Genomic DNA, 25682 nt, shown 5'->3' with positions numbered 1-25682 from the left:
GTGAATACACTCGAACACACCATCGGCAACACACCTCTGGTCAAACTTCAGCGCATGGGGTGTGACAACGGCAGCGAAATCTGGGTCAAACTTGAAGGCAATAACCCGGCGGGGTCGGTGAAAGACCGGGCGGCGCTGTCGATGATTGTTCAGGCCGAAAAGCGCGGCGAAATAAAGCCCGGCGACGTGCTGATCGAAGCCACCAGCGGTAACACCGGTATCGCACTGGCGATGATAGCCGCCCTGAAAGGCTATCGTATGAAGCTGCTGATGCCGGATAACATGAGCCAGGAGCGCCGTGCCGCCATGCGTGCCTACGGGGCCGAGCTGATTCTGGTGAGCAAAGAGCAGGGTATGGAAGGGGCGCGAGATTTAGCGTTAGCGATGGCGGAGCGCGGGGAAGGCAAGCTGCTCGACCAGTTTAATAACCCGGACAACCCGTACGCGCACTACACCACCACCGGCCCGGAAATCTGGCAGCAAACCGGCGGGCGCATCACCCACTTTGTCTCCAGCATGGGGACCACGGGCACGATCACCGGTGTGTCACGTTTTCTGCGCGAGCAGGAGCAGCCGGTGACGATTGTCGGCCTCCAGCCGGAAGAGGGAAGCAGTATTCCGGGCATTCGCCGCTGGCCCGCGGAGTATATGCCGGGCATCTTTAATGCGCAGCTTGTGGACCAGGTGCTGGATATTCATCAGCGCGAGGCGGAAAATACCATGCGTGAGCTGGCCGTGCGTGAAGGCATCTTCTGCGGCGTCAGTTCGGGTGGCGCGGTAGCGGGGGCGATTCGGGTGGCTAAGGCAAACCCGGGTGCAGTAGTGGTAGCGATTATTTGCGATCGCGGCGATCGCTACCTGTCGACCGGCGTCTTTGGTGAAGAGAGTTATTCGCAGGGGGCGGGGATTTAAGCGTCATGGAGATGATTTTATTCCGGGATAACACCCGGGCGCAGCAAACCGATATTGTCGCCGTTCAGTCGCAGGTGGTGTACGGCAGTGTGGGAAACAGCATCGCGGTGCCAAATATTCGCACCCATCGATTGAACGTTACCGCCGTGCCGACGGTGCTGTTCAGCAATACGCCTCACTACGACACCTTCTACGGCGGGGTGATCCCGGACGAGTGGTTCAGCGGCTACCTGAAGGCGCTGGAAGAGCGCGAGATCCTGCGCGAGCTAAAAGCGGTCACTACCGGCTATATGGGCAGCGCCAGCCAGATCGTGCTGCTGGCGCAGTGGCTGAAGGCGATCAAAGTTCAACATCCCGATCTGCTGGTGCTGGTCGACCCGGTAATCGGAGACATCGACAGCGGGATGTACGTGAAGCCGGATATTCCTGAAGCCTACCGTGAGCACCTGCTCCCGCTGGCCCAGGGCATTACGCCCAACGTGTTTGAGCTGGAAGTGCTGAGCGGCAAACCGTGCCGTACGCCGGAGAGCGCCATTGCCGCCGCGCAGGGGCTGCTGTCTGACACGCTTAAATGGGTGGCGATCACCAGCGCGCCAGTGGCTGACGATCCGCAAAATATCCACGTCGTGCTGGTGAGCGAGGAGGGCGTTACCGTAAGCGCACACCCGCGCGTTGAGACGGACCTGAAAGGGACGGGGGATCTGTTCTGTTCGGAGCTGGTGAGCGGTATCGTCGGCGGTAAAACCGTGGCCGACGCCATTCGCATGGCGGGCGACAGGGTGACTGACGTGATGATCTATACGCAGTCGAAAGGCTACGACGAGCTTATTCTGCCTGCATAAACAAAAATGGCGCCCGAAGGCGCCATTTTACCGTGCGGCAAGAATTACTTCTTGATGCGGATAACCGGGGTTTCACCCACGGTAACGCTGCCAGACAGTTTGATCAGCTCTTTGATTTCGTCCATGTTGGAGATAACAACCGGAGTCAGGGTAGACTTCGCTTTTTCTTCCAGCAGTGGCAGATCGAATTCAATTACAGGGTCGCCAACTTTAACACGCTGGCCTTCTTCCGCGATACGTTTGAAGCCTTCGCCTTTCAGTTCAACGGTGTCGATACCGAAGTGAACGAACAGTTCGATACCGCTATCGGATTCGATAGAGAACGCATGGTTGGTTTCAAAAATCTTACCAATGGTACCGTCAACTGGAGCAACCATTTTGTTGCCAGTTGGTTTGATAGCAATGCCATCACCAACGATTTTCTCAGCAAACACTACATCCGGCACGTCTTCGATATTGACGATCTCGCCGGAGAGCGGAGCAACAATCTCAATAGTTCCGGAGTCGCTATTGCTTTTGTCACCGAACAGTTTACTAAATAAACCCATTAGACTTATCTCCTAAGCAGTAATTTGGGCCGCATCTCGTGGATTAGCAGATTGTTTTTTCTTCAATGAACTTGTTAACCAGCGTCATTAACTCGTCCGTTGTCGGTTGAGCAAGAGCCTGCTCTGCTAATACCTTCGCATCTTCGAAGTTCGTGTTACGGATAATCTTCTTGATGCGCGGGATGGAAATGGCGCTCATAGAGAATTCGTCCAGACCCATACCCAGCAACAGAAGTGTAGCACGTTCGTCGCCTGCAAGCTCACCACACATGCCAGTCCATTTACCTTCTGCATGAGAAGCATCAATAACTTGCTTGATCAAATTCAGTACAGACGGCGACATTGGCTGGTAGAGATGTGAAATCATATCATTACCACGGTCAACTGCCAGGGTGTACTGCGTTAAATCATTGGTACCGATACTAAAGAAATCAACTTCTTTGGCTAAATGACGTGCAATGGTCGCGGCTGCCGGTGTTTCCACCATCACGCCGATCTCGATTGACTCGTCAAATGCTTTACCTTCGTCACGCAGTTCCTGCTTGTAGATTTCAATCTCTTTCTTCAGTGCACGCACTTCTTCAACAGAGATGATCATCGGGAACATGATGCGCAGCTTACCGAAAGCGGATGCACGCAGGATAGCGCGAACCTGGTCACGCAGGATCTCTTTGCGATCCATGGCGATACGTACGGCACGCCAGCCCAGGAACGGGTTCTCTTCTTTCGGGAAGTTCATGTACGGCAGCTCTTTGTCGCCACCGATATCCATGGTGCGGACGATAACGGCCTGCGAGCCGCACGCTTCCGCAACCGCTTTGTACGCTGCAAACTGCTCTTCTTCCGTTGGCAGGGCGTCGCGGTCCATGAACAGGAATTCAGTACGATACAGACCTACACCTTCCGCACCGTTGCGCTCAGCGCCGTCAACGTCACGTACGGTACCAATGTTAGCGCACACTTCAACCTGATGGCCGTCCAGCGTGATGGCTGGCAGATCTTTCAGTTTAGCGAGTTCCGCTTTCTCGGTAGCAACCTGCTCCTGAACGGAACGCAGCTGCTCGATCACATCGTTAGTTGGGTTGACGTAAACCACGTTGTTTACGGCATCCAGAATCAGATAGTCGTCGTTTTTCACCTGCGAGGTGACGCTACCGGTACCCACGATGGCTGGCAGCTCCAGAGAACGCGCCATGATAGAGGTGTGGGAGGTACGTCCACCTGCATCAGTAATGAAACCCAGCACCTTGTTCAGGTTCAGCTGTGCGGTTTCAGACGGGGTCAGGTCAGCGGCAACCAGGATGACTTCGTCCTGAATCGCGCTCAGATCGATGATGGCCAGACCCAGGATGTTGCGCAGCAGGCGCTTACCGATGTCACGTACGTCAGCCGCACGCTCTTTCAGGTATTCATCGTCCAGTTCTTCCAGGGCAGTTGCCTGACCTTCGATAACTTCATGCGCAGCCGCGTCGGCCGTCATGCCTTTATCTTTAATCAGGGCTATGATTTCCTGCTCCAGCTCCTCATCTTCGAGCAGCATAATGTGCCCTTCGAAGATGGCTTCTTTTTCTTCACCGAAAGTTTCGCCAGCTTTAGTTTTAATCGCTTCCAGTTGCGCAGATGCCTTGGCACGACCGCTCAGAAAACGTTCAACTTCCTGATCAACCTTGTCGGCAGAAATTTTTTTCCGGTCAATGACGATTTCGTCTTCTTTCAGCAGCAATGCTTTGCCGAAAGCGATACCCGGGGATGCTAAAATGCCTGAAATCATAACCCTACCTTACTTGTGACTGATATTGAAAAGAACCCGGTAAACTTACTCGAGTTCAGCCATCAGCTTAACCAGATGCTCAACTGCTTTCTGCTCGTCTTCACCTTCAGCGGAGATGGTAACAACGGTACCCTGAGTCAGACCCAGAGTTTGCAGCTTGAACAGGCTTTTTGCGCTAGCGCTTTTGCCGTTGGAAGTCACAGTGATTTCAGAAGTGAAGCCTTTCGCTTCTTTAACAAACTGAGCAGCAGGGCGGGTGTGCAGACCGTTCGGAGCGGTAATGGTAACTTCTTGCTGGAACATTGTATTTCCCCAACTTATAGGTTTAGTGTTGTGGAACTAAAGTCTAGCCTGGCGACTTAACTTTAGCCTGTATAGTTAGCGCTGACGTTTCAATCGTCATTAAACATTATGCAGTGAAAGCAAGACTTGAACCAAATCATAAAATCGATTCAGCAGCGCTATTTCGTTCACCGATTAATTTCGCGCATCAAAATAATTGCTGGTTTAAATACCAGACCCAACGGGGTGAAGCAATGCCAGGAGGGGTAAAACTTTGAAGCAGGCCACAAAAAAGCACCTGAAAAGGTGCTTTTTTACGCGTTTTTAACATGCTGGCATCACTGTTGCAGTTCTTTCTCTGTGAACAGATCGGCAAACAGTGCTGTGCTTAAGTAACGCTCACCCGAAGACGGTAGGATAACCACAATATTCTTGTTGGTAAAGGTTTCGTCTTCCAGCAGTTTGAGAGCTGCAGCAACCGCCGCACCGGAAGAGATACCCGCCAGAATGCCTTCCTCGTCCATCAGGCGACGCGCCGTGGAGATGGCTTCTTCATTGGTGATTGCGACCACTTTATCGATCAGCTTCAGATCGAGGTTGCCTGGAATAAAGCCAGCGCCGATACCCTGGATTTTGTGCGGACCTGGTTTGATCTCTTCGCCTGCCAGCGCCTGAGCGATAACCGGAGAGTCGGTTGGCTCAACGGCAACGGTAATCAGATCTTTTTTACCTTTCGTGCCTTTAATATAGCGAGACACCCCGGTCAGCGTACCGCCGGTGCCTACGCCGGAGATAAACACATCAACCTGACCGTCGGTATCTTCCCAGATTTCCGGGCCGGTGGTTTTCTCATGAATTTCCGGGTTGGCCGGGTTGCTGAACTGCTGGAGCAGCAGATACTTTGCAGGATCGCTGGCGACGATTTCTTCGGCCTTCTGAATCGCGCCCTTCATGCCTTTCGCGCCTTCCGTGAGGACCAGATTCGCACCCAACGCTTTCAGCAGCTTACGGCGCTCAATACTCATGGTTTCAGGCATAGTCAGCGTCAGCTTATAGCCGCGCGCAGCCGCAACATAGGCCAGGGCGATACCGGTATTGCCGCTGGTGGGTTCAACCAGCTCAACGCCAGGTTTCAGCACGCCACGCTTTTCAGCATCCCAAATCATATTCGCACCGATACGGCATTTAACGCTGAAGCTTGGGTTACGAGATTCCACCTTCGCCAGAATGCGTCCATTACCGATACGGTTCAGTCGAACCAGGGGCGTATGACCGATAGTCAGCGAGTTGTCTTCATAAATCTTACTCATGGCCTGTCCTTAACTGTATGAAATTGGGATACCGACCCAGCATACCTGTTGAACAGGTATGGGGAAGTAAGGAAATCGCATATCTATATGCTGCAAGGAAATAATGGGGATCAGTATGGAATAAGGGGCGGCATAAGCCACCCCTCTTTTACACATTTTTGCATTACTTCCATAACGCGTGCTTAGCACGGTAGCAGTCCACCCACATCGCCGTCGCGCCGCAAACGGCAACGGGCATGATGAACAGATTCAGGAAAGGGATCATGGTGAACAGGCTGGTAAGGGCACCAAACTGCATATTGGCAACCTTCTGAGTGCGCAGGGCAGTGCGCATCTCTTTAAACGGCACTTTGTGGTTATCGAACGGATAATCACAGTACTGGATAGCAAGCATCCAGGCGCTGAACAGGAACCACAGCACGGGTGCGACCGTCTGGCCGATCCCGGGTACAAAATAAAGGATGAGCAGCACAATCGCCCGCGGCAGGTACCACGCAAACTTCTGCCATTCGCGCTTCATGATGCGGGGGACATCTTTCACGATCCCCAGTACGCCCGTGTCAGGCGGCGCCGCACCGGTCAGGCGCGCTTCCAGCTGTTCGGCCAGCAGACCGTTGAACGGCGCGGCTATCCAGTTAGCTATCGTCGAAAAGAAATAGCCGAAAACCAGCAGCACGGAGATAACCGCAATCGGCCAGAGCAGGTAGTCCAACCACTGTAACCAGTCCGGCACATAGCTCATCAGGGAAGGGATCCAGCTTTCCAGTCTGGTGAACAGCCACCAGAACGCGCCCCCCATCAGAATAATGTTGATCAGTAACGGCAAAACAACGAAGCGTCGAATGCCCGGCAGGGAGACCAGTTTCCAGCCCTGAGAAAAGTACCAGACCCCGCTACGTGGGGCAGAAGAAGATGTTGAAACCATACCAGGCTGTACTCCTTTTTACACAACCAGTGGAATTGCCCGCCTATATTATCCAGTTACGGGCCAATGACCAGTTCGGAAATGTTCGAAAAACCAGCAAAAAGCACGATTTAGTTCATCTTTATGCTGTGAATGCTCTGCATACACTTGCACTTGACGTAAACGGCAAATACTCTTAGTGAGTAAATGTTTGCCGTGGTGGCAAGGTGTTAGAACAACAGAGAATATAATGATGCAGGATTTGCGTCTGATATTAATCATTGTTGGCGCGATCGCCATAATCGCTTTACTGGTACATGGTTTCTGGACCAGCCGTAAAGAGCGTTCCTCTATGTTTCGCGATCGTCCACTGAAGCGCATGAAGTCCAGTCGCGAAGACGATGACGTTGAAGACGACATCGACGGTCTTGACGACGACGGCGTGGGTGAAGTTCGTGTTCATCGGGTCAATACTGCGCCCGGCGCAGCGCATGGAGAGCATGAAGCTCCCCGCGCTCCGCAGCACCAGTATCAACCACCGTATGCCTCTGCCCAGCCGCGCCAGCCAGCGCCGCCGCCAGTGGAAGAACCTGTTCGTCATCCGTCGCAGCAGCCTGTGCAACAGCAGCCCGTTGCGCCACAGCCTGTACAGCAGCAACCTGTGCAACAGCCTGCACAGCCAGTGCATCAGCCACAGCCAGTGCAACAGCCGCAGCCGGTAGAACAACCGCAACCTGAATCTGCACCGCCTGCGCCACAGCCCGCTCCGCGCGTTGAGCCAGAGCCTGTTGTTGAGCCAGAACCGGTTGTTGAAAAGCCGCAGCGTAAAGAAGCGGTAATCATCATGAATGTGGCTGCTCATCATGGCACCCATCTGAACGGTGACGTGCTGCTTAACAGCATCCAACAGGCAGGCTTCAAGTTCGGCGACATGAATATTTTCCATCGCCACCTGAGTCCTGACGGCAGCGGTCCGGCGCTGTTCAGCCTGGCCAATATGGTCAATCCAGGCACGTTTGACCCGGAAATGACCGGTGATTTCGTCACGCCTGGGGTTACGATCTTTATGCAGGTGCCGTCCTACGGTGACGAGCTGCAAAACTTTAAGCTGATGCTACAGTCCGCTCAGCACATCGCCGACGAAGTGGGCGGTGTGGTGCTCGACGATCAGCGTCGTATGATGACGCCGCAGAAACTGCGCGAATATCAGGACCGCATCCGCGAAGTTAAGGAAGCTAACGCGTAATCGTCGCGTTTACTTCAACTCCTCCTCAACCCCCGCCTGTCGGGGGTTTTTCTCATTGATGGTGCGATATGGACTCAATCGAACAACAACTTACTGAACTGCGAACCACGCTTCGCCATCATGAATATCTCTATCATGTTATGGACGCACCGGAAGTGCCGGATGCGGAATATGACCGCCTGATGCGTGAACTGCGCGAGCTGGAAGCGCAGCACCCCGAACTGATTACGCCCGATTCCCCAACGCAGCGCGTCGGCGCGGAACCGCTGGGTGCTTTCAGCCAGGTGCGCCACGAAGTGCCGATGCTGTCGCTGGATAACGTGTTTGATGAAGAGAGTTTTCTGGCTTTCAACAAGCGCGTGCAGGATCGCCTGAAGAGCGTCGACAATCTGAGCTGGTGCTGCGAGCTAAAACTGGATGGTCTGGCCGTCAGCATTCTTTATGAGAACGGCGTGATGGTACGTGCCGCAACGCGCGGCGACGGCACCACCGGGGAAGACATCACCACCAATGTGCGCACCATTCGTGCGATCCCGCTGAAGCTGCGTGGCGATAACATTCCTGCGCGGCTGGAAGTGCGCGGGGAAGTTTTCCTTCCGCAGGCGGGCTTTGAGAAGATCAATGAAGAAGCGCGTCGTACCGGGGGTAAAGTGTTTGCAAACCCGCGTAACGCGGCGGCAGGTTCGCTGCGCCAGCTCGATCCGCGCATCACCGCGAAGCGACCGCTTACTTTCTTCTGCTACGGCGTCGGGATCCTGGAAGGCGGTGACCTGCCGGATACCCACCTGGGTCGTTTAATGCAGTTCAAAGAGTGGGGTTTGCCGGTAAGCAACCGCGTGCAGCTTTGCGACTCTCCAGAGGCGGTGCTGGCGTTCTATCACAAGGTTGAAGAAGATCGTCCCACGCTTGGGTTTGATATTGATGGCGTAGTGATCAAGGTTAACTCCCTGGCATTGCAGGAACAGTTGGGTTTTGTTGCCCGGGCGCCACGCTGGGCAGTGGCCTTTAAGTTCCCGGCGCAGGAGCAGATGACCTTCGTTCGCGACGTGGAATTTCAGGTAGGACGTACGGGGGCGATTACGCCTGTGGCGCGTCTGGAGCCTGTGCAGGTGGCTGGCGTGCTGGTCAGTAACGCTACGCTGCATAACGCCGATGAAATTGCCCGTCTGGGGCTGCGAATTGGTGACAAAGTGGTGATTCGCCGCGCGGGCGATGTGATCCCGCAGGTGGTTAACGTAGTGGAATCAGAACGTCCTGCCGATACCCGTGCCATCGAGTTTCCTGCCCATTGTCCGGTATGTGGTTCGGATGTTGAGCGCGTGGAAGGTGAAGCGGTAACGCGCTGTACGGGCGGGTTAATCTGCGGCGCGCAGCGTAAAGAGTCCCTGAAGCACTTCGTCTCCCGCCGGGCGATGGACGTCGACGGAATGGGTGACAAGATCATCGACCAGTTAGTTGAGAAAGAGTATGTCCATACGCCAGCGGACCTCTTTACCCTGACGGCAGGTAAGCTGACCGGTCTTGATCGTATGGGGCCGAAATCTGCCCAGAACGTGGTCAATGCGCTTGAGGCGGCCAAAAATACTACCTTTGCCCGTTTCCTTTACGCGCTCGGCATTCGTGAAGTCGGAGAGGCGACGGCGGCAGGGCTGGCGGCGTATTTCGGCACGCTGGAGGCTCTTGAGAAAGCCACCATCGACGAACTACAGAAAGTCCCTGACGTTGGTATAGTGGTCGCTAGCCACGTCTTCAACTTCTTCGCCGAAGAGAGCAACCGTGAAGTGATTGGTAAATTACTGGAACAGGGCATTCACTGGCCCGCACCGGTAGTGGTTAATGCAGAAGAGATCGACAGCCCGTTTGCCGGTAAAACGGTGGTGCTGACCGGCAGTCTGAGCCAGCTCTCGCGTGATGACGCGAAAGCGCGCCTGGTGGCGCTTGGGGCAAAAGTGGCGGGAAGCGTGTCAAAGAAAACCGACCTGGTGATCGCCGGGGAAGCGGCCGGTTCGAAGCTGGCAAAAGCGCAGGAGCTCGGCATCGAGGTGATCGATGAAGCGGAAATGATGCGCCTTTTAGGAGAGTGATGTGGAAAAAGAGCAGCTCGTTGAGATCGCCAATACGGAGATGCCGTTCGGTAAATATAAGGGCCGCAGGCTGATTGATTTACCGGAAGAATATCTGCTGTGGTTTGCCCGTAAGGATGAGTTTCCTGCCGGGCGTCTTGGCGAGCTGATGGCTATCACATTACTGATCAAAACAGAGGGGCTGACCCAGCTGGTGCAGCCCCTGAAACGTCCTTAAACTTTCGCGGCGCGGGTCTCTTCCTGCGCCAGCTTTTCAGTCTGTGCCTTGTAACGCCGCGCCAGTACCGCACACACCATCAGCTGGATCTGATGGAAAATCATCAGCGGCAGTACCATCATCCCAATGACCGACGTCGGGAACAGAATATTGGCCATCGGGATCCCGTTGGCCAGGCTCTTTTTCGATCCACAGAATACGATGGTGATTTCATCGGCCTTATTGAAGCCGCATTTGCGGGCCACAAAGACGTTAACCGCGATCACAATTGTCAGCAGAACAATGCTTACCACCACAATAAACAGCAGCGATCCTGCGCCCACCCTGTGCCAGATGCCGTTCACCACGGCTTCGCTGAAGGCCGTGTAAACCACCAGCAGAATGGAGCTTTGGTCCGTTTTCCCGATCCATTTTTTGTGTTTCGCCACAAACGCCCCAATCCAGGGGCGGGATAAGTGTCCGAGCACAAACGGCAGTAGCAGTTGCAGACAAATTTTACCCACCTGCTCCAGATTACCTTCTGCACCATGCATGTTCATCAGCAGACCGACCAGCAGCGGTGAAACAAAGATCCCGAGCAGGCTGGAAGCCGAAGCAGAACATACCGCCGCCGCGACGTTGCCGCCCGCCAGCGAGGTAAAGGCAATAGCAGACTGCACGGTGGCCGGCAAAATGCACAGATAAAGGAAACCGGTATAGAGTGCCGGATCGACATTCACCGGCGCCCACCAGGCAAACAGCACGCCCAGAACAGGGAAGAGGATAAAGGTGCTGCACATTACCCAGAGGTGCAGTCGCCAGTGGCTACCGCCTGCAATAATGGCTTCCCGGGAGAGTTTGGCGCCATGCATAAAGAACAACAGGGCAATGGCTGCCGTGGTCAGCCCTTCAATGACCGGAACGAAACCGCCCCGCGCCGGGAAGAACGAGGCCAGCAAGACGACACCAATCAGGGTCAGCGTAAACGGATCAAGGATACGAAAAAGTTTCATAATCACTCCTGAAAACAGATGCCGCTATTGTGCTTTCTTCCCTTTGAGAAATAAAATTGATTTATTGCATCCATTCATGAATTAAACAGATGAATTATTCACTACGTCAGCTTCGTGTTTTCGTCACCGTCGCGCAGGCCCGCAGCTTCAGTCGGGCAGGGGAGATGATTGGCCTCAGCCAGTCGGCGGTGAGCCATAGCGTGAAAGAGCTGGAAACTCAAACCGGCGTGAAGCTGCTCGACCGCACGACGCGCGAAGTGGTGCTCACCGAAGCGGGACATCAGCTGGCAACGCGTCTGGAAAGGCTGCTGGATGAACTGAACAGTACGCTGAGGGACGTCGGACGGCTTGGACAACAGCTTTCCGGTACCGTGAGAGTGGCGGCGAGCCAGACGATTTCGGCGCATCTTATTCCCCAGTGCATCGCTGAAAGTAATCACCGCTATCCGGATATCGATTTTGTTTTGCACGACAGGCCGCAGCAGTGGGTACTGGAGAGTATTCGTCAGGGGGATGTGGATTTCGGGATTGTTATCGATCCCGGAGCGGTAAGCGACCTGGAATGTGAAGTGGTACTCTCGGAACCCTTTTTATTGCTCTGCCGCGATGATGATCCTCTGGCATCGCTGTCGCAGGTGGCCTGGCAAGCCTTACAGGGGGCAAACCTGGTGTTACAGGATTATGCATCAGGTAGCCGCCCGCTGATAGATGCCGCACTGGCCGCACAGGGCGTAAAGGCAACCATTGTGCAGGAGATTGGGCATCCTGCCACGCTCTTCCCCATGGTCGAAGCGGGGATTGGGATCAGCGTTCTGCCTGCGCTGGCGCTGCCACTGCCGCAAGGAAGTCGTTTAACGGTGAAGCGTTTCCTGCCCTGCATTGAACGCCAGCTGATGCTGGTACGCCGTAAAAACAGGTCTCTTTCCGGAGCGGCTCATGCCTGCTGGGATGTGGTGCGTATGCAGGCCAGGCGTCTGATGGAGGCCCGCACGCGCGATCCACTTTTTAACGAAACCAATGATCAGATATAGATATCAATCTGATGTTCTGCGGAGGGTTTATTGACGCCTTCCGCCACGGCCTGACCGCTTTCCTGTTTTGGCATCGCCTCTTCTGCCTGCTGACGCTGCAATTGCGCCAACTGTGCCTGCAACATTGCCAGCTGAGATTCGAGCAATTCTTGCTGCTTTTGCTTTTCTTCCGCTGTGGCATCACCCATGGCGACTTCTTTGAGTTGCTGAGTGACTTTCGTTATCTGTTTGGTCAGACGGGTGATCTGGGAAGCAATGTCGTTTCCGCCGGAGCTGTTATCTACGCTGCCGATTTCCATCGCCGACAGAGAAACGGGCTTAAGAGTTGTCATATTGAGATCCTTTTCGCCATAAAATAGAGGTATCGGCAAAGAAGGCGTGAGCTTGAGTAAAACAAGCGGTTTGGCTGCAATGGGGATGTGCTATATCGCAGATAGCAAAAAAGCGCCTTTAGGGCGCTTTTTTACATTGGTGGGTCGTGCAGGATTCGAACCTGCGACCAATTGATTAAAAGTCAACTGCTCTACCAACTGAGCTAACGACCCGAAATGGTGGGCGATGACGGGCTCGAACCGCCGACCCCCTCCGTGTAAAGGAGATGCTCTACCAACTGAGCTAATCGCCCATTTCGGAACTGCTACGATAAGGTGAGAATGGTGGGCGATGACGGGCTCGAACCGCCGACCCCCTCCGTGTAAAGGAGATGCTCTACCAACTGAGCTAATCGCCCAATCTCAATTCTTATCTACACTGCGAGTCTACCGAAGTAGATGGTGGGTGATGACGGGCTCGAACCGCCGACCCCCTCCGTGTAAAGGAGATGCTCTACCAACTGAGCTAATCACCCCCGCTGTGTGGAGTCGCATTATAGGGAGAGTTGAAAATGAGTCAACGCATTTTCTAAAGTTTTTATTCGTTCGTCGTAAAATTAGTCAAAACGATCGCAAAACGGACTGTGGTGCATGATTTCTAAACAAAAACAGCAATCTCGAACCGGATAAAGTGATCGACATTGAGGAATCGGCCCACAGTGATAGAATATTGCCCATTGTTTTCTTCCCAGGATTTGCCGATTACCGGCATCTTTATAACGTAAGGCCATTTCATGAAAATCAAAACTCGCTTCGCGCCGAGCCCGACAGGCTATCTGCATGTCGGTGGTGCACGTACTGCTCTCTACTCCTGGCTTTTCGCACGCCACAACAAAGGTGAGTTTGTGCTGCGTATTGAAGACACCGACCTGGAGCGCTCAACGCCGGAAGCAATTGAAGCCATTATGGATGGGATGAACTGGCTGAATCTGGAGTGGGACGAAGGCCCATACTTCCAGACCAAACGTTTTGACCGCTATAACGCCGTAATTGACGAGATGCTGGTCGCAGGCACGGCCTATAAGTGCTACTGCTCAAGGGAGCGTCTGGATGCGCTGCGTGAAGAGCAAATGGCAAAAGGCGAAAAACCGCGTTATGACGGTCGTTGCCGTCATGACCACAGCGAGCATGCTGCTGATGAGCCTTGCGTAGTGCGTTTTGCTAACCCGCAGGATGGCTCTGTTATCTTTGATGACCAGATCCGTGGCCCGATCGAATTCAGCAACCAGGAGCTGGATGACCTCATCATTCGTCGTACTGACGGCTCGCCAACCTATAACTTCTGCGTAGTTGTGGACGACTGGGATATGGAAATCACTCACGTGATCCGTGGTGAAGACCATATCAATAACACCCCGCGTCAGATCAACATTCTGAAAGCGCTGAACGCGCCTGTACCGGTGTATGCGCACGTATCGATGATCAACGGTGACGACGGTAAAAAGCTGTCCAAACGTCATGGCGCGGTGAGCGTGATGCAGTACCGTGATGACGGCTATCTGCCGGAAGCGCTACTGAACTATCTGGTGCGTCTGGGCTGGGCTCATGGTGACCAGGAGATCTTCAGCCGCGAAGAGATGATCGAGCTTTTCTCTCTGAACTCGGTAAGCAAATCAGCCAGCGCGTTCAACACTGACAAACTGCTGTGGCTGAACCATCACTACATCAATACCATGCAGCCAGAGTATGTGGCGACTTATCTGCAATGGCACATTGAGCAGGCAAACATCGATACCCGTACGGGCCCTGAACTGGCGGATCTGGTGAAGCTGCTTGGCGAGCGTTGCAAAACGCTGAAAGAGATCGCCGAGAGCTGCCGCTACTTTTATGAAGAGTTTGACGCGTTCGACGCCGATGCGGCCAAGAAACACCTGCGTCCGGTTGCGCGTCAGCCGCTGGAAGTGGTGCGAGATAAACTCGAAGCCATTACCGAATGGACTGCAGAAAATGTTCACCACGCGATTCAGGCAACCGCTGATGAGTTGGAAATTGGCATGGGTAAAGTCGGTATGCCGCTGCGCGTTGCGGTGACGGGGGCAGGCCAGTCTCCGGCGCTGGACGTGACCGTTCATGCCATTGGCAAATCACGTAGCGTTGCGCGTATCAACAAGGCGCTGGGCTTTATTGCTGAGCGCGAAAGCCAGCAGTAATGCTCGTGAAATACAAATAACGGCAGGGTAACCTGCCGTTTTTTATGTCTGTTATTCAGCAATACCAAGACGCGTGAGAAAACCCTGCAAACCTTCGCGAGCGAGCAGCTTGTGCAAACGTTCCTGTTCGACAGTTGTCATGTTTTCCAGCGAGTCGATAATTTGTGGAAGCAGGCTGGATGAGGTCGCCACGCCATAGAGTGAAGGGCTTTCTGCCACATGGTAAACAGCCCGACTGTTACGAATGGCGGGAAGGCTAATGATGTGCTCCTTAACGTGCGCATCGATACATATCACCCTCGCTCTTCCGCCTTTTACACCGTTGATACCCTCCGTTTTCCATCCTTTCTGTCGTATCCAGCGATTAACGGTTTGTCGGGCGACGCCCAGACTGTCCGCCAGCTCTTCCGTGGTCATTTTACTGCGTAATCTTTTCATATTAGCGTTGGTCGCGAATCCCTAAGCGTTGTAACAATCCGGTAATCCCTTCCCGCAGTAACAGAGATGTCATCTGCTTTTGCTCATCCGGCGTCATTTCATTCGCCAGCGTCAGGAGCAGGGCGTGAAGCGAGCCTTCGTGGTACGCCTTTTCTGGCATTTCCGGCGACTCTGTTACCCTGCGTGCGCTGCGAATAAAGTCGCGCACTTTTTCATTGACGTGTACCAGACGCGCCTTGCCGCCCTGAACGCCTGGTTTTGGTGATGTAATCCAACCCTCTTTGCGTACCCATTTATTGATGGTCTGTCGGCTATAGCCAGTCAGCAGGGCTAACTCTTCTGGCGTCATTCGTTCCTTGATCATATAATTTCCTGAATATCTGTGGGGTTAATTAGTGGTTCATTTTATAGCACCGTTTTACGTGAAAACGTGACAAGCTTAACTCCTGGCTGCGAGCAGACTCGCAAAGTGATTCATTTGCATGATTTTTCGGCGGTTGAAAGGCTGAGGTTGAATTTGCCGTTGACACTGTGCGGTGGAATTCATATTATGCCGCCCGTCAACATGACAGCTTTACGATGGGGCTATAGCTCAGCTGGGAGAGCGCCTGCATGGCATGCAGGAGGTCAGCGGTTCGATCCCGCTTAGCTCCACCAAACTCTGAACCCAACAGAGTACGGTAGGTAAAGTAACATGTGGGGCTATAGCTCAGCTGGGAGAGCGCTTGCATGGCATGCAAGAGGTCAGCGGTTCGATCCCGCTTAGCTCCACCAAAATTTAAACCCTCGTCGTCAGACGGGGGTTTTTTATATCTTGTAAAATATTTAGACTGTTTTTGTTGCAATTAACGTCATTTTCTATACCTCACCTCAATCCAAATCAATAAATAAGTCCATAAATAGACCTAAACTTGATTCGTCCAATTAATAAACCTATTATCGATCCGGTCAATAAGACGATGGTTAAATAGATTACCCGGATTAATGAATAGAAAAATTTACAATAATGTAAAAATATTTATGATTGCCCTGGCGCTAAGCCTGATTGCGATCCCCTTTTCCCGTTATATCTCTCCGCGCGCTATCGTTAACGAAAATGATGTTTATTTAGCGTGGCTGCCCTTAAGCGCCATGCTCGCCATCGTGTTGTTATTTGGACGACGGGCAATCATTCCTTTGTTGCTAAGTTTTAGTGTTACTAATGCTTATTACTTTGATTTAGCCCCGCTACAATCTATCGTTTTATTATGTTGTCAGACGTTTTCCGTCTTCGCCGCCTGTGGCGTTATCCGTTTGATGCTGGGCAAGCGCTGGCGCCACAGCATGCCGAATAAGTACATTGGTATACGTATTTTATGGCTCGGATTTATGGTGCCTGTGGGCATCAAATTATCGATGTATCTGGCGGGGTATTTATTTGATTTCCCGGTAACAATCTCCTCCTATTTCGGCGAAGGCTCTGCAATTTATAACGTTATCGATATTCAGAGTCTGATTTGCGCCGCCCTGATTTTCACCATGATGTTCTATTATCCATTAAGAATGATTATTAATCCTCGCTATGCCCGAACATTCTGGCGGCGAAGCGTGAAGCCCCTCTTTTGCAACAAAAAAGCGTTATTTATCGTTGTGTGGCTGATGCTGTTGGTCTCAATGATCGCTATTTTATGCGCGCCTTTTGAGTCGCAGTTTATTGCGGGTTATTTGATGCCGACCGTTTTCATTCTTTTTACCCTGGGTATTGGTCGTTTGAGCTATGCGCTCATCTCTTTATTCTGGGCAGCCTCAGCGCTCATGTTGTTGACCTATAATTATAATTTTCTCAATGGCGTTGAATCGGGCCACTCGCTCTCCTTTATTCTGTCGGTACTCATCTCTTTCGCTATCTGCCTGCTTTACATGTCGCAGATCTATCAGAAAAGTGAATGGCTTAAACAGGGGTGGCAGGAGAGGGCGCTTACCGATCCGCTCACCGGTCTGCCTAACATTCGTGCGCTGGAAGTTTTTCTACAGCATCATCCTGAGGCCAAAGTCTGCTGCTTGCGTCTGGATAATCTGGAATTCCTGAGCCGTCACTACGGCATCCTCATGCGCGTGCACTGTAAAAAGATGATCACCGCGTCGCTGCAGCCGTTATTGCAAAAAGACGAGAAGCTCTTCCAGTTACCAGGCAGTGAACTGATGTTGGTCTTGCTGGGACCGGGCACGGCTGAACGTCTGCAATTTATGGTTGACCATCTGAACAGCCGTAAAATTATCTGGAACAAGACTGAGCTCGACATTGAGTTTGGTGCCTCCTGGGGGGAAGTGCCAAATGGAGAAAGCGTGCATCACACGCTGGGTCAGTTGAGCTGGCTGTCCGAGCAGTCCTGTTCCGGGCATAACGTCCTTGCGTTAACCAACAGTCTGGATGATGTTTCTGGTCATACGACGGACAGGGTGCTAATGCTGGCCCGTATAAAACGCGCCCTTGATATCGGTGGTCTCCATCTTTACGCGCAGCCAATTCACAACGCGCGCGGAGAAGGGTACTTTGAAATCCTTTCGCGTCTTGAAAGTGATGGTGAGATCATCACCCCTGACCGCTTTATTCCGCTGATTGCTCAGTTCAACCTGAGCCACCGATTCGACCTGAACGTGGTGGAAAAATTGCTGATGTGGATGCGCAGTCATCCATCCGGACGGGCCGGAACGCGGTTCTCCGTTAATCTGATGCCGCTGACGCTGATGCAGAACGAGATTGCAGCTGAGATCATCGCGCTTTTTGAACGCTACGCCGTTGCACCGCAAGATATCGTCATTGAGATCACCGAGGAACAGGCTTTCTCTGACTCGGGAAGCAGCATCAACAATATCCAGCAGCTGCGGGATTATGGCTTCCGCATTGCTATCGATGACTTTGGTACCGGCTATGCCAACTTTGAGCGCCTGAAGCGACTGGAGGCCGATATCATTAAGATCGATGGCTGCTTCGTGAAAGATATCTGCACCGACAGCATGGATGCGATGATCGTGCAGTCCATTTGCAACATGGCAAAAACGAAATCGCTTTGTGTGGTGGCTGAATATGTGGAATCGGCTGAACAACGCGAGATGTTGCTGCGATACGGCGTTGATTATTTGCAGGGCTATTTGATTGGTAAACCACTGCCCCTGACGGCGCTGGAGACATAAAAAAACCGGGAGCGATGGCTCCCGGTTTTCATTGAGCGGTATGGATTACAGCACCAATGCTGCGATAGAGGCAGACAGGACGCTCACCAGCGTTGAACCGTAAACCAGCTTCAGGCCAAAGCGAGAAACGACGTTACCTTGCTCTTCGTTCAGGCCTTTAATCGCACCAGCGATAATACCGATGGAAGAGAAGTTCGCGAAGGAGACCAGGAAGACGGACAGGATCCCTTCCGCACGCGGGGAGAGCGTGCTGGCAATCTTCTGAAGATCCATCATCGCCACGAATTCATTGGATACCAGTTTCGTTGCCATGATACTGCCCACCTGCAACGCTTCGTGAGCGGGCACACCCATTACCCAAGCGACGGGGTAGAAGATATAGCCCAGAATACCCTGGAACGAAATACCAAGTACGGCCGCAAACAGGGCGTTCAGCGCAGCGATCAGTGCGATAAAGCCAATCAGCATCGCGGCAACGATAATCGCAACCTTGAAACCCGCCAGAATGTATTCACCCAGCATTTCGAAGAAGCTCTGTCCCTCGTGCAGGTTTGACATCTGAATGTTCTCTTCGCTGGCATCCACGCGGTACGGGTTAATCAGCGAAAGAACAATAAAGGTGCTGAACATATTCAGAACCAGCGCTGCAACCACGTATTTAGGTTCCAGCATAGTCATATACGCGCCCACGATAGACATGGAAACGGTAGACATTGCTGTCGCCGCCATGGTGTACATGCGGTTACGGGACATCTTGCCGAGGATATCTTTATACGCAATGAAGTTCTCAGACTGACCCAGGATCAGCGAGCTGACTGCGTTAAAGGATTCCAGCTTGCCCATGCCATTAACTTTCGATAACAGGAAGCCGATTGCACGGATAACCACCGGCAGAACACGAATGTGCTGGAGGATCCCGATCAGGGCAGAGATGAAGACGATAGGGCAGAGCACTTTCAGGAAGAAGAAGGCCAAACCCTGATCGTTCATGTTGCCAAAGACAAAGTTAGTCCCGTCGTTGGCAAATCCGAGCAGTTTTTCGAACATTTCGGAGAAGCCTTTCACGAAGCCGAGGCCTACGTTGGAGTTCAGGAAGAACCACGCAAGTAAAACTTCAATGACCAGCAGCTGGACAACATAGCGAATACGAATATTTTTGCGGTCAGTGCTGACCAGCAATGCGAGTGCAGTAACGACAACGAGTGCCAGGACAAAATGAAGGACGCGGTCCATATTTGCTCCAAATATGAGGCAGGTTTAATTTCCGTGCACATTCTATGTAACAAGCACAAAGAAAACGAGATCAAGCCCACACTATAGTTACATCCTGTGACGAGTCTCAAAAATAGTGATCAACAATACATTTTTGTTATGTTAGGTAAATGAGTGAAAAGTTAAGTTTGTGTGCTACGCTTCACAAATGTCTGCGCATTTTCACATTCTGTGACCTTGCTCCACCTGCCTGTCTATTGTCCCTGGCTATCAGAGTAATCATGTTAACCATTACAAATGAACTTGATAATCATTCTCATTTTGATAGCATAAAACATAGCACAGGCTATATTTCCAGAGGCAGAAATGACGAATAGTCGCGTAGAGAGTAGCAGCGGCAGGGCGGCACGCAAGCTGCGGTTCGCATTAATGGGACCTGCATTCATTGCCGCGATTGGCTACATCGATCCGGGTAATTTTGCGACCAATATTCAGGCCGGGGCCAGTTTCGGCTATAAGCTGCTGTGGGTTGTGGTGTGGGCCAACCTGATGGCGATGCTGATTCAGATGCTTTCCGCGAAGCTGGGTATTGCCACCGGGAAAAACCTGGCGGAGCAAATCCGCGATCACTATCCGCGTCCGGCGGTATGGTTTTACTGGGTCCAGGCGGAAATTATCGCCATGGCCACCGATCTCGCCGAGTTTATCGGGGCGGCGATCGGCTTTAAGCTTATTCTGGGCGTCTCCCTGCTACAGGGCGCCGTGCTGACCGGTATCGCCACGTTCCTTATTTTGATGCTCCAGAGGCGGGGACAAAAACCGCTGGAGAAAGTCATCGGCGGCCTGCTGCTGTTCGTCGCTGCCGCCTATATTGTTGAGCTGATTTTCTCCCAGCCGAATCTGGTGCAGTTGACGAAAGGGATGGTGATCCCGTCGTTACCCACCTCTGAAGCCGTATTTCTGGCCGCCGGGGTGCTGGGGGCGACCATTATGCCGCACGTAATTTATCTGCACTCTTCTTTAACCCAAAATCTGCACGGCGGGACGAGTAAAGAGCGCTACTCCGCCTCGAAATGGGATGTGGCAATTGCGATGACCATTGCCGGATTTGTGAATCTGGCGATGATGGCGACTGCCGCCGCCGCGTTTCACTTTAACGGGCATACCGGGGTTGCCGATCTCGACCAGGCGTACCTGACGCTGGAGCCGTTGCTGAGCCATGCCGCTGCCACTATTTTTGGTTTAAGCCTGGTTGCTGCGGGACTTTCCTCTACGGTTGTGGGGACACTGGCCGGGCAGGTGGTGATGCAGGGGTTCGTACGTTTCCATATTCCACTGTGGGTTCGCCGTTCGGTAACGATGCTGCCTTCCTTTATTGTAATTCTGATGGGGCTGGATCCGACCCGCATTCTGGTGATGAGTCAGGTGCTGCTGAGTTTCGGTATTGCGCTGGCGCTGGTGCCGCTACTGATATTCACCAGCAACAAATCGCTGATGGGCGATCTGGTGAATTCGATGTGGGTGAAACGCGCCGGGTGGGCCATTGTGGTCGTGGTGGTGGCGTTAAACATGTGGTTGCTGATAGGCACAGCAGCAGGCCTGTAAAAGAAAAAGGAGCCGTGAGGCTCCTTTTAGCTGTTAATGGTGATGGCCGTGACCATGGCCTCTGCCTTTTCCGTGCCCCCTGCCGCCACGGCGGTCGTCACGATCGTTCCAGCCTTCGCGGTAGCCGCGCTCGTAGGCCTTACGCTTATCCCAGCCACGGTGATAGCCGTTATCGTGTTTCCACCAGCGGTTTTTACGCCACTCATAATGTCGGTGCCAGTAGTCACGGTCGCGCCAGTAGCCACCGTCCCAGTATCTGCCGTAGTCATCACGATCGCCAATTTGTAATTTAATCGATGGCAACAGGGTGATTTCGCCCGCATTGGCGACCAGCGGGGCCGAAGCCAGTAGTACCGCTGCAAGAATCAGTGACCTGAACATACTCTTCTCCTTCACGATCGGGGCCGCTGTGCGACCTGTTAACGCAATTTTACGAGTTGGTAAACATTCGTTTCATCGCCTCAACTCCTAAATCATGAACGAGAGCACTTTTTGCTAAAAGTGTTTTTAATCTGAACTGGACAGAATCGCTTCTATCGTCTTCAGCTCTTCTGCGGAGAAATGACGATTTTCAAGCATGCCTGCAGCATCTTCAATTTGTCCGGTTTTGCTTGCGCCGATGAGCACTGATGTCACCGCATCGTGGCGCAGGAGCCAGGCCAGTGCCATTTGCGAAAGCTTTTGCCCCCGTTTTTCCGCCAGCGCATTCAGCTTGCGTACCTTTTCCAGCTTTTTGTCGGTGACCTGTTCCGGATTAAGGAACTTACTGCCGCTTGCTGCGCGAGAATCTGCCGGGATGCCGTTCAGATAGCGATCGGTCAACTGTCCGCCCGCCAGGGGAGAGAAGGGGATACATCCCACCCCATTTTGCTGCAACACGTCCAGCAACCCCTCTTCAGGCGCACGTTCAAACATGGAGTACTTCGGCTGGTGGATTAGACAGGGCGTGCCCAGATCCTCCAGTATTTCAATCGCCTGCCGCGCCAGTTCTGCCGGGTAGTTGGACAGGCCGATGTACAGCGCTTTGCCCTGGCGCACCACATGGTCAAGCGCTTTCATCGTTTCACGTAGCGGCGTTTGTGGATCGGGGCGGTGGTGATAGAAGATATCAACGTACTCCAGCCCCATACGCCTGAGGCTCTGGTCCAGGCTGGAAATCAGATATTTACGCGAGCCCCAGTCGCCGTAAGGCCCGTCCCACATGGTGTAGCCCGCTTTGGTGGAGATGATTAGCTCATCGCGCCAGGGCAGGAAATCCTCCTGCAGGATGCGCCCGAAGTTGCGTTCGGCTGAACCAGGAGGTGGGCCGTAATTATTAGCAAGGTCAAAATGTGTAATACCCAAATCGAAGGCGCGCTGTAAAAGTTGACGGCTGTTTTCGAGCAGCGTCGCGTCGCCAAAATTATGCCAAAGCCCCAGCGAGATGGCGGGAAGCTTGAGGCCGCTTTGTCCACAGCGGCGATATTGCATTGTCTGGTAACGATTTTTGTCAGGTTGATAACCCATGAGCGAGACCTCTGGCGCTGGAAAGAAAAATCAGTGTATGCGTTTACACTAACCTGAAGAAAATGAGCATAGCTCAGCTTTTTTCGTAAAGCATTCTTTCCAGCCCCTGATTGTCGCCAATTCTGGACACCCTTCACGCTTATTTAATACTCAGAGTGAGGTCAACGTCAGAAGGACACCTATAATATGCGTACCCCCTATTGCGTCGCCGATTACCTGCTGGACCGACTAACAGATTGCGGTGCCGATCATCTGTTTGGCGTGCCGGGCGACTATAACCTGCAGTTTCTCGACCATGTGATAGACAGCCCGGACATCTGCTGGGTGGGCTGTGCCAACGAGCTGAACGCGTCTTACGCCGCAGACGGCTATGCCCGCTGTAAGGGATTTGCCGCACTCCTGACGACTTTCGGCGTTGGGGAGTTAAGCGCCATGAACGGTGTAGCGGGCAGCTTTGCCGAACATGTCCCCGTGCTCCATATTGTGGGGGCTCCGGGTATGGCGGCGCAGCAGCGAGGAGAGTTACTGCACCACACCTTAGGCGACGGCGAGTTCCGCCATTTCTACCACATGAGCGAACCCATCACCGTTGCACAGGCGGTGCTTACCGAACAAAACGCCTGCTATGAAATTGACAGAGTCCTGACCACCATGCTGCGGGAGCGCCGTCCGGGCTACCTGATGCTGCCCGCCGATGTGGCGAAAAAAGCCGCTACGCCCCCTGTAAGCGCTCTCACTCTTAACTCCGCACCAGCCGATTCAGCCTGCATGCAAGCGTTCCGTGAGGCTGCCGAAAAGCGTTTGTCAACGAGCAAACGCACCGCGCTGTTAGCGGACTTCCTGGTGCTGCGCCACGGTTTGCGCGCGGCCCTTCAGACGTGGGTGAAAGAGGTGCCGATGGCACACGCCACCATGCTGATGGGCAAGGGCATTTTTGACGAACGACAGAGCGGTTTTTATGGCACCTACAGCGGATCGGCGAGCGCCGCGGCGGTCAAAGAGGCAATCGAGGGGGCTGATACGGTGCTGTGCATTGGCACGCGCTTTACCGATACGCTCACTGCCGGGTTTACCCACCAGCTGACGCCAGATCAGACGATAGAGGTTCAGCCCCACGCGTCCCGCGTCGGCGACGTCTGGTTTACGGGTATCCCGATGAGGGAGGCCATTGAAACGCTGACAGCGCTGTGCAAAACGCATGTACGTGATACGCGAGCGCCATCGGATCACAGCAGCTCTTCTTTCCCCACTATCGAAGGGGCGCTGACTCAGGAGAGCTTCTGGCGTACCCTGCAAACGTTTATTCGCCCCGGAGACATTATTCTGGCTGACCAGGGGACGTCTGCTTTCGGCGCTATCGATTTGCGTTTACCGGCAGACGTGAACTTTATCGTCCAGCCGCTTTGGGGATCGATCGGCTACACGCTCGCGGCGGCGTTTGGCGCGCAAACAGCGTGTCCGAACCGACGCGTGATTGTCCTGACGGGTGACGGTGCCGCGCAGTTGACCATTCAGGAGCTGGGCTCGATGCTGCGCGACAAGCAGCGCCCGATTATTCTGGTGCTTAACAACGAGGGATACACGGTTGAGAGAGCCATCCACGGGCCGGAGCAGCGCTATAACGATATTGCCCTCTGGAACTGGACGCAGATCCCGCAGGCGCTGAGCCTGGCGCCAGAGGCAGAATGCTGGCGCGTCAGCGAAGCGGAAACACTGGCGGAGGTGCTGGATAAAGTAGCACACCACGAGCGACTATCGCTGATCGAGGTGATGCTGCCGAAAGCCGATATTCCGCCGCTGCTGAGCGCGCTGACCAAAGCGCTGGAGGCGCGCAATAACGCCTGATTACCTGTCGTTTCGCCATGCCATCAACATCGGTTTGCCCGCCAGCAGGAGCCAGGCGGGCAACATCACGATACAAAGGAGCGGCAGAAGCGTGGTATCCGGCACCACAACGGCCGCCATAAACAGACTCAGCCACGCATCGCGCGTTACCACCAGTACCAGCCCCAGAATGGAGCAGGAGACGGTAATCGCCGCAGGGACAGCGTCGACGTGCTCATGCAGCATCAGCCCCAGCGCGACGCCAACAAATACCGCAGGGAAGATCCGTCCTCCCCGGAAACCACAGGCTGCAGCGATCACCAGCGCCGCCAGTTTTACCAGCGCGAACAGCAGATAATCGGAGACGCCAAAGACCTGGCTGAAGGCCAGCTGCTGCATCTCGTCCAGACCCTTAAACAGCGTAACCGTCCCGCCGATAGCGCCTAAAACGCCCAGAATAAAACCGCCCATACCCAGAATCAGCACCGGATGCTTCAGCCTGTGCATCAGACGATGCAGGCGCGGAAGACACCACACTGCGATCATTCCCAGCGCAATGGCTATCGCGACGACGACGGCACCGCTGACAATATCGGTGAGTTGCATCTGGCCATAGTGGGGGATGGGGAGTGAAAAATGAGGATGGAAAAACAGGCTGGTCGTGAGGGCCCCTGCTGCGGCGGCCATCAATGGCGCAAAGAGTTTATCCCACAGCGGCACATCATTGTCGCTGCTGAGCGTTTGCGAAAAGATGAGCGCAGCCGCTATTGGGGTACCAAACAGTGCCCCGATGGTACCGGCGGAAGCCAGAATCGTCCAGTCCAGCGCGCCAACGCGCGGGAAAAGACGCGCTCCCAGAAAGACCGCCAGCGCGATATTAACCGCCATAATGGGATGTTCAGGCCCGAGACTTACGCCGCCCGCAAGACCGATAATCAGCGCGATAACAAGCCCCGGCAGAGCAGAGGGAGATACTGGCGCACCAATCAAGGGTTCCAGTGCCGGGTCCGGCCCGGCATGGCCCGGGCTATAGCGGATCACCAGACCTACGGCAATTCCGGTCAGGGTCAGCATCATCATGATCCACCCTGGCGAGTCAGTGCTGATGCCAAGTTTAACCGGCAGCGCGGTCCATAAAATCGTTTGCAGCACTGCCGCTACTTTCATGACGACGATGAGCACCAGGCTCGACGCTACGCCAATAATTAGCGCCGGGACAGCCAATAACAGCATGGTTCTGGCTCGCGGATGGAGCATGATGAT

General features: G+C 53.6%; 23 protein-coding genes and 6 tRNA genes. 12 read left to right on the top strand and 17 right to left on the bottom strand.

Annotation, left to right across the window (positions count from 1 at the left end):
- Entirely contained in the window at nucleotides 1–912 is a 912-nt protein-coding gene (gene cysM / locus L2Y28_RS15675; protein WP_022648948.1) for a cysteine synthase CysM, read from the top strand.
- Between the two features lie 5 nt (nucleotides 913–917).
- On the top strand, nucleotides 918–1754 hold the full coding sequence (pdxK, locus tag L2Y28_RS15670) for a pyridoxine/pyridoxal/pyridoxamine kinase (protein ID WP_022648947.1): 837 nt from the start codon (nucleotides 918–920) through the stop codon (nucleotides 1752–1754).
- Between the two features lie 44 nt (nucleotides 1755–1798).
- On the opposite strand, the gene crr is transcribed toward pdxK, so the two are convergent.
- The 5 genes from crr to cysZ all read right to left on the bottom strand — a co-directional run bounded on the left by crr (nucleotide 1799) and on the right by cysZ (nucleotide 6590).
- Nucleotides 1799–2302, bottom strand: coding sequence for a PTS glucose transporter subunit IIA (gene crr, locus L2Y28_RS15665; RefSeq protein ID WP_022648946.1), 504 nt, complete (start codon nucleotides 2300–2302; stop codon nucleotides 1799–1801).
- 43 nt (nucleotides 2303–2345) lie between these two features.
- Entirely contained in the window at nucleotides 2346–4073 is a 1728-nt protein-coding gene (gene ptsI, locus L2Y28_RS15660) for a phosphoenolpyruvate-protein phosphotransferase PtsI (RefSeq protein WP_022648945.1), read from the bottom strand.
- Nucleotides 4074–4118: 45 nt separating this feature from the next.
- On the bottom strand, nucleotides 4119–4376 hold the full coding sequence (gene ptsH, locus L2Y28_RS15655; protein WP_000487600.1) for a phosphocarrier protein Hpr: 258 nt from the start codon (nucleotides 4374–4376) through the stop codon (nucleotides 4119–4121).
- Between the two features lie 317 nt (nucleotides 4377–4693).
- Nucleotides 4694–5665 (bottom strand): cysteine synthase A, encoded by a 972-nt coding sequence (gene cysK / locus L2Y28_RS15650; RefSeq protein WP_006811453.1) that lies wholly within the window; start codon nucleotides 5663–5665, stop codon nucleotides 4694–4696.
- A 163-nt stretch (nucleotides 5666–5828) separates the two neighbouring features.
- Nucleotides 5829–6590, bottom strand: coding sequence for a sulfate transporter CysZ (gene cysZ, locus L2Y28_RS15645; RefSeq protein WP_022648944.1), 762 nt, complete (start codon nucleotides 6588–6590; stop codon nucleotides 5829–5831).
- Nucleotides 6591–6819: 229 nt separating this feature from the next.
- Between cysZ and zipA the strand changes: the two genes are divergently transcribed.
- From zipA to L2Y28_RS15630, 3 genes are all read left to right on the top strand, one after another.
- Nucleotides 6820–7815, top strand: coding sequence for a cell division protein ZipA (gene zipA / locus L2Y28_RS15640; RefSeq protein WP_022648943.1), 996 nt, complete (start codon nucleotides 6820–6822; stop codon nucleotides 7813–7815).
- A 68-nt stretch (nucleotides 7816–7883) separates the two neighbouring features.
- Entirely contained in the window at nucleotides 7884–9899 is a 2016-nt protein-coding gene (gene ligA, locus L2Y28_RS15635) for an NAD-dependent DNA ligase LigA (protein WP_032622331.1), read from the top strand.
- Nucleotide 9900: 1 nt separating this feature from the next.
- Nucleotides 9901–10116: a DUF3820 family protein gene (locus L2Y28_RS15630; RefSeq protein WP_003861328.1), complete on the top strand. Its 216-nt coding sequence runs from the start codon at nucleotides 9901–9903 to the stop codon at nucleotides 10114–10116.
- Here L2Y28_RS15630 and L2Y28_RS15625 read toward each other — a convergent pair.
- The gene (locus L2Y28_RS15625; RefSeq protein ID WP_022648941.1) at nucleotides 10113–11108 is read right to left on the bottom strand and encodes a bile acid:sodium symporter family protein; all 996 of its coding nucleotides are present in this window, start codon (nucleotides 11106–11108) and stop codon (nucleotides 10113–10115) included. The two genes, L2Y28_RS15630 and L2Y28_RS15625, sit on opposite strands and share 4 nt — an antisense overlap.
- 89 nt (nucleotides 11109–11197) lie before the next feature.
- On the opposite strand from L2Y28_RS15625, the gene L2Y28_RS15620 reads away from it, so the two are divergent.
- Complete coding sequence (locus tag L2Y28_RS15620) at nucleotides 11198–12139, top strand: LysR family transcriptional regulator (RefSeq protein WP_022648940.1); 942 nt, start codon at nucleotides 11198–11200, stop codon at nucleotides 12137–12139.
- Here L2Y28_RS15620 and L2Y28_RS15615 read toward each other — a convergent pair.
- The 5 genes from L2Y28_RS15615 to L2Y28_RS15595 all read right to left on the bottom strand — a co-directional run bounded on the left by L2Y28_RS15615 (nucleotide 12130) and on the right by L2Y28_RS15595 (nucleotide 12986).
- Nucleotides 12130–12471 (bottom strand): FlxA-like family protein, encoded by a 342-nt coding sequence (locus L2Y28_RS15615; RefSeq protein ID WP_022648939.1) that lies wholly within the window; start codon nucleotides 12469–12471, stop codon nucleotides 12130–12132. The two genes, L2Y28_RS15620 and L2Y28_RS15615, sit on opposite strands and share 10 nt — an antisense overlap.
- 137 nt (nucleotides 12472–12608) lie before the next feature.
- Nucleotides 12609–12684: transfer RNA gene (locus L2Y28_RS15610), tRNA-Lys, on the bottom strand.
- Between the two features lie 4 nt (nucleotides 12685–12688).
- Nucleotides 12689–12764, bottom strand: a tRNA-Val gene (locus L2Y28_RS15605).
- Nucleotides 12765–12793: 29 nt separating this feature from the next.
- A tRNA-Val gene (locus tag L2Y28_RS15600) sits at nucleotides 12794–12869 on the bottom strand.
- Nucleotides 12870–12910: 41 nt separating this feature from the next.
- Nucleotides 12911–12986: transfer RNA gene (locus tag L2Y28_RS15595), tRNA-Val, on the bottom strand.
- Nucleotides 12987–13244: 258 nt separating this feature from the next.
- Between L2Y28_RS15595 and gltX the strand changes: the two genes are divergently transcribed.
- Nucleotides 13245–14660: a glutamate--tRNA ligase gene (gene gltX / locus L2Y28_RS15590; RefSeq protein ID WP_022648938.1), complete on the top strand. Its 1416-nt coding sequence runs from the start codon at nucleotides 13245–13247 to the stop codon at nucleotides 14658–14660.
- A gap of 51 nt (nucleotides 14661–14711) precedes the next feature.
- On the opposite strand, the gene L2Y28_RS15585 is transcribed toward gltX, so the two are convergent.
- Together L2Y28_RS15585 and L2Y28_RS15580 are read right to left on the bottom strand one after the other, a co-directional pair.
- A complete protein-coding gene (locus L2Y28_RS15585) occupies nucleotides 14712–15098 on the bottom strand; it encodes a YfeC-like transcriptional regulator (protein ID WP_032622330.1) in 387 nt (128 codons plus the stop codon).
- Between the two features lies 1 nt (nucleotide 15099).
- Nucleotides 15100–15462 (bottom strand): YfeC-like transcriptional regulator, encoded by a 363-nt coding sequence (locus tag L2Y28_RS15580; protein ID WP_022648936.1) that lies wholly within the window; start codon nucleotides 15460–15462, stop codon nucleotides 15100–15102.
- 217 nt (nucleotides 15463–15679) lie between these two features.
- Here L2Y28_RS15580 and L2Y28_RS15575 point away from each other — a divergent pair.
- The 3 genes from L2Y28_RS15575 to L2Y28_RS15565 all read left to right on the top strand — a co-directional run bounded on the left by L2Y28_RS15575 (nucleotide 15680) and on the right by L2Y28_RS15565 (nucleotide 18272).
- Nucleotides 15680–15755: transfer RNA gene (locus L2Y28_RS15575), tRNA-Ala, on the top strand.
- 41 nt (nucleotides 15756–15796) lie between these two features.
- Nucleotides 15797–15872, top strand: a tRNA-Ala gene (locus L2Y28_RS15570).
- Nucleotides 15873–16082: 210 nt separating this feature from the next.
- The gene (locus L2Y28_RS15565; RefSeq protein ID WP_022648935.1) at nucleotides 16083–18272 is read left to right on the top strand and encodes an EAL domain-containing protein; all 2190 of its coding nucleotides are present in this window, start codon (nucleotides 16083–16085) and stop codon (nucleotides 18270–18272) included.
- A 45-nt stretch (nucleotides 18273–18317) separates the two neighbouring features.
- On the opposite strand, the gene nupC is transcribed toward L2Y28_RS15565, so the two are convergent.
- Nucleotides 18318–19505, bottom strand: a complete 1188-nt coding sequence (gene nupC / locus L2Y28_RS15560) for a nucleoside permease NupC (protein WP_022648934.1) — start codon at nucleotides 19503–19505, stop codon at nucleotides 18318–18320.
- A 345-nt stretch (nucleotides 19506–19850) separates the two neighbouring features.
- Here nupC and L2Y28_RS15555 point away from each other — a divergent pair, with 345 nt between their 5' ends.
- Nucleotides 19851–21089: an Nramp family divalent metal transporter gene (locus L2Y28_RS15555; RefSeq protein ID WP_022648933.1), complete on the top strand. Its 1239-nt coding sequence runs from the start codon at nucleotides 19851–19853 to the stop codon at nucleotides 21087–21089.
- Nucleotides 21090–21122: 33 nt separating this feature from the next.
- On the opposite strand, the gene ypeC is transcribed toward L2Y28_RS15555, so the two are convergent.
- Both ypeC and mgrA read right to left on the bottom strand, forming a co-directional pair.
- Nucleotides 21123–21470, bottom strand: coding sequence for a DUF2502 domain-containing protein YpeC (gene ypeC, locus L2Y28_RS15550; protein ID WP_022648932.1), 348 nt, complete (start codon nucleotides 21468–21470; stop codon nucleotides 21123–21125).
- 126 nt (nucleotides 21471–21596) lie between these two features.
- Nucleotides 21597–22595, bottom strand: a complete 999-nt coding sequence (mgrA, locus tag L2Y28_RS15545) for an L-glyceraldehyde 3-phosphate reductase (protein WP_022648931.1) — start codon at nucleotides 22593–22595, stop codon at nucleotides 21597–21599.
- Nucleotides 22596–22781: 186 nt separating this feature from the next.
- On the opposite strand from mgrA, the gene ipdC reads away from it, so the two are divergent.
- Nucleotides 22782–24440 carry an indolepyruvate decarboxylase gene (gene ipdC / locus L2Y28_RS15540; protein ID WP_022648930.1) on the top strand — a complete coding sequence of 553 codons (1659 nt, stop codon included), beginning with the start codon at nucleotides 22782–22784 and terminating at the stop codon, nucleotides 24438–24440.
- Here the strand turns inward: ipdC and L2Y28_RS15535 are convergent, their stop codons facing one another.
- Nucleotides 24441–25676 (bottom strand): ion channel protein, encoded by a 1236-nt coding sequence (locus L2Y28_RS15535; RefSeq protein ID WP_022648929.1) that lies wholly within the window; start codon nucleotides 25674–25676, stop codon nucleotides 24441–24443. It lies immediately after the preceding gene.
- Between the last annotated feature and the right edge of the window lie 6 nt (nucleotides 25677–25682).

The organism is Enterobacter sp. JH25, assembly GCF_021725435.1.
GTDB classification, from domain to species: Bacteria; Pseudomonadota; Gammaproteobacteria; order Enterobacterales; family Enterobacteriaceae; genus Enterobacter; species Enterobacter intestinihominis.
The sequence above is the reverse complement of the archived record's forward strand: the minus strand, read 5'-3'. Positions and strand labels throughout refer to the sequence as shown.